At 31.2% G+C, this 4113-nt stretch carries 2 protein-coding genes and 1 CRISPR repeat array; both genes read left to right on the top strand.

Features of this window, described 5'->3' with window-relative positions:
• Positions 1 to 105: 105 nt before the first annotated feature.
• The gene (locus HMPREF9333_RS12585; protein WP_005538937.1) at positions 106 to 423 is read left to right on the top strand and encodes an IS3 family transposase; all 318 of its coding nucleotides are present in this window, start codon (positions 106 to 108) and stop codon (positions 421 to 423) included.
• A 51-nt stretch (positions 424 to 474) separates the two neighbouring features.
• Positions 475 to 3688: direct repeats of the CRISPR family, unit length 30 nt; unit sequence GAATTAAAGGAACTAAAGTAGAATGTAAAT.
• A 118-nt stretch (positions 3689 to 3806) separates the two neighbouring features.
• Positions 3807 to 4097 carry a transposase gene (locus HMPREF9333_RS07205; protein ID WP_005538936.1) on the top strand — a complete coding sequence of 97 codons (291 nt, stop codon included), beginning with the start codon at positions 3807 to 3809 and terminating at the stop codon, positions 4095 to 4097.
• Positions 4098 to 4113: the final 16 nt, after the last annotated feature.

Raw genomic sequence — 4113 nt, 5'->3', positions numbered from 1 at the left:
GGAGAGATACTATCCATTACTAATAGAAAGATAACATGAAGAAAGAATTGTGCATTGATACTTTTAAAGCTGTAACTACAAAAATACAATCTGAACGGTGCTATTGTGCATTCTGACAGAGGAAGTCAGTACACTAGCGAAGCATTTAAACAGGTTCTTGCTAATGCAGGAGTTAGTCAAAGTTTAAGCGGAGTCAATCATTGCTTTGATAACTCTAGGATGGAGAGCTTCTTCGCAACGCTCAAGAAGGAACTCCTTTACAGGATTCCAACCTATCGCATGAAAAGAGAAGAAGTAAAAACAATGATCTTCAGGTATGTATTTATATATTACAATCAAAAACGGATATATACATCAAACCCGGATGGACTTCCGCCGGTTATGTATAAGCAGTTGCTGGAGGTTCAACTTCTGGCAGCATAGGAACCATAAACAATTTAGTGAGTTTGAAGACTCTACTTATCTTGACAGTTCCAATTAAAGGAACTAAAGTAGAATGTAAATTGCGGAACGTGTGTTCATTTCAGGTACTTTAACAGTGGAATTAAAGGAACTAAAGTAGAATGTAAATTCTATAATAAAAAAGGAACGCACACGGCATTCCCTTGAATTAAAGGAACTAAAGTAGAATGTAAATACGAATACATAAAAAAATGGGAAAAAGATGATAAAGGAATTAAAGGAACTAAAGTAGAATGTAAATTGTCATTATGTCCACCTGCGATAATTATTCTGTCAATGAATTAAAGGAACTAAAGTAGAATGTAAATATTAATAATCTATTATTAAATGACCAAAAGGCACAGAATTAAAGGAACTAAAGTAGAATGTAAATATTTAATACGGACTTAGCTTTTTTTAGTAAATCATTGAATTAAAGGAACTAAAGTAGAATGTAAATCTCAACTTTTACGTTAGGTCTTTCATATGTGTCTGGAATTAAAGGAACTAAAGTAGAATGTAAATTGGTAATCTGTAGTATAAGGATTTTCAGGTGTTGCGAATTAAAGGAACTAAAGTAGAATGTAAATAAAGGATTTCCACTTAACACAAATTTATATGTGTTATCGAATTAAAGGAACTAAAGTAGAATGTAAATTGATAATCTGTAGTATAAGGATTTTCAGGTGTTGCAGAATTAAAGGAACTAAAGTAGAATGTAAATAGATATCCAGGAAAGTGAAAATATCTTTGTTAGCACGAATTAAAGGAACTAAAGTAGAATGTAAATGGAGATACTCTAGAATATATTTTTACGGATGTTGCAGAATTAAAGGAACTAAAGTAGAATGTAAATTCGTGTAATTGGTCTTATTCTGCTTTTTATGATTTTAGAATTAAAGGAACTAAAGTAGAATGTAAATAGGTGCTGTCTATCAAGAAATTGTAAGACAGAACACCGGGAATTAAAGGAACTAAAGTAGAATGTAAATATTTTTTCGAGTAAATACTTGTTAATTTCTTTGATAGAATTAAAGGAACTAAAGTAGAATGTAAATATTTCTTCAGATTTCTTACTGAGAAGGGTTTCAAGAGAATTAAAGGAACTAAAGTAGAATGTAAATGAATTAAAGCTTGTATTTAACTGCGATTCATCATGGAATTAAAGGAACTAAAGTAGAATGTAAATACATATGGAGATAAGTTTTATGTTTGTGGAGAATATGAATTAAAGGAACTAAAGTAGAATGTAAATGCGCTTAACGCATTTTCACCTTGTACAAGCCTTTCAGAATTAAAGGAACTAAAGTAGAATGTAAATTTAAAAGTATCACAAATAGGTAAGGCGTTTGGGTATGGAATTAAAGGAACTAAAGTAGAATGTAAATGATAAAAAATATCGAGACTGGCGAGGAACAATTAAGAATTAAAGGAACTAAAGTAGAATGTAAATATATTGTCTGTAAAGTCCTTGCCCGTTTTCAGCCTCTGAATTAAAGGAACTAAAGTAGAATGTAAATGGAGATACTCTAGAATATATTTTTACGGATGTTGCAGAATTAAAGGAACTAAAGTAGAATGTAAATTCACATTCCGACTTAGACGCAAATAATCTGACATCTGTGAATTAAAGGAACTAAAGTAGAATGTAAATTTTAATCCGCATGCGTTTTGTAGTAAGGATTGACTTGAATTAAAGGAACTAAAGTAGAATGTAAATAGAGTCGCATCGACTGGATCTATTCGCTTAGTAGTTGAATTAAAGGAACTAAAGTAGAATGTAAATGACGAAAACGCATATATAAAGGATTATAAAGGAACGGGAATTAAAGGAACTAAAGTAGAATGTAAATATGTAATTTCTTTATAATCTAGCACAATATCCGCCGAATTAAAGGAACTAAAGTAGAATGTAAATAATGAACTTATACGTTATATTGAAAAATTTAGAAAGAATTAAAGGAACTAAAGTAGAATGTAAATAGAATTTGAATTTAAGAGGGCAAGATATATAAAGGCGAATTAAAGGAACTAAAGTAGAATGTAAATAAGGCTTTAACTCCGCTTGTTGAGGGAGTAACTCCTGAATTAAAGGAACTAAAGTAGAATGTAAATGAAAACTTCACGGGTTGTATTGCACATTTGGGGCATGAATTAAAGGAACTAAAGTAGAATGTAAATTGATTATGAAATGTTCGAAAGGATTTTTAAAACTGGAATTAAAGGAACTAAAGTAGAATGTAAATTCAGCAGAGGGTAACACGCTTACTGTATTGCAGCAAGCGAATTAAAGGAACTAAAGTAGAATGTAAATTTTATAATCTCTCTTGTGATTGTGTCAAGAGTTCTTGAATTAAAGGAACTAAAGTAGAATGTAAATAATTTTTGTACCTTTAGGTGTGTTAGTGAAAATTATGAATTAAAGGAACTAAAGTAGAATGTAAATGTCTCCGCAATTGTCATTCCCTACGTTGAAGGAACCGTGAATTAAAGGAACTAAAGTAGAATGTAAATTTTTCTTTGTCTCTTTCAAAGCTTGCAGGTACATAGGAATTAAAGGAACTAAAGTAGAATGTAAATGTAAGTAAATCGTTATACTTTTGCTGTAATTGACTTGAATTAAAGGAACTAAAGTAGAATGTAAATATACCTGTAAATTCTCTAACGGTCAAAAGGACTGTAGAATTAAAGGAACTAAAGTAGAATGTAAATTATTAAACAAAGGCTATTCATATATAGAGGTTTCAGGAATTAAAGGAACTAAAGTAGAATGTAAATTCAGCAGAGGGTAACACACTTACTGTATTACAGCAAGGAATTAAAGGAACTAAAGTAGAATGTAAATGAAAGCATGGCAATGTATTAATACACACTGTATGTACTGAATTAAAGGAACTAAAGTAGAATGTAAATTTAAAAATGCAAGATGAAAGGAGCGAAAATGGCAAGAAGAATTAAAGGAACTAAAGTAGAATGTAAATGCGATAATTATTCTGTCAATTTCCTTTTTATCGGGGAATTAAAGGAACTAAAGTAGAATGTAAATAGTTATCTGTCTATTGTAGTAGCCTGTACCTGTAATTGAATTAAAGGAACTAAAGTAGAATGTAAATAGTTTATCCGCTTTTATTTTCAGGATAAGGACACGTTAGGAATTAAAGGAACTAAAGTAGAATGTAAATGAATCATCAAAAACATACCATTTGTTGTCTATATTGAATTAAAGGAACTAAAGTAGAATGTAAATAAGCCGAACAAATGGGGATCCCTGTCGAGCAATACAGGAATTTGGAGTGGTAGCATTTAAGTAGAGTTGGTAAACTCACCAAATCTATGGTATTATTAAAAACACAGAGGTGATCAAAATGCAATACGACAAAACTTTTAAAGAAGAGGCTGTTAAGCTATCCGATGAAATTGGTCTTAATACCGCTGCTAACCAACTCGGTATTCCTTATTACACCCTTTCGGGCTGGCGTAATAAACGTAAAAAATATCAGGAAACCGCATATGTTGGAAGCGGTAACAAACGTTTATCTAATGATGCCAAGGATCAAAAGATATGCGAGCTTGAAAAAGAGGTTTTAGAACTTCAACGGTCTAATGACATTCTTAAAGAGGCTCTCGGTTTTTTCGCCGTAAGCCGGAAGAAATAAAGGCTCATTACCGTTA

The organism is Johnsonella ignava ATCC 51276, from assembly GCF_000235445.1.
In the GTDB taxonomy this organism is placed as follows: Bacteria; Bacillota; Clostridia; order Lachnospirales; family Lachnospiraceae; genus Johnsonella; species Johnsonella ignava.
This window is presented reverse-complemented; position numbering and strand designations above follow the sequence as displayed.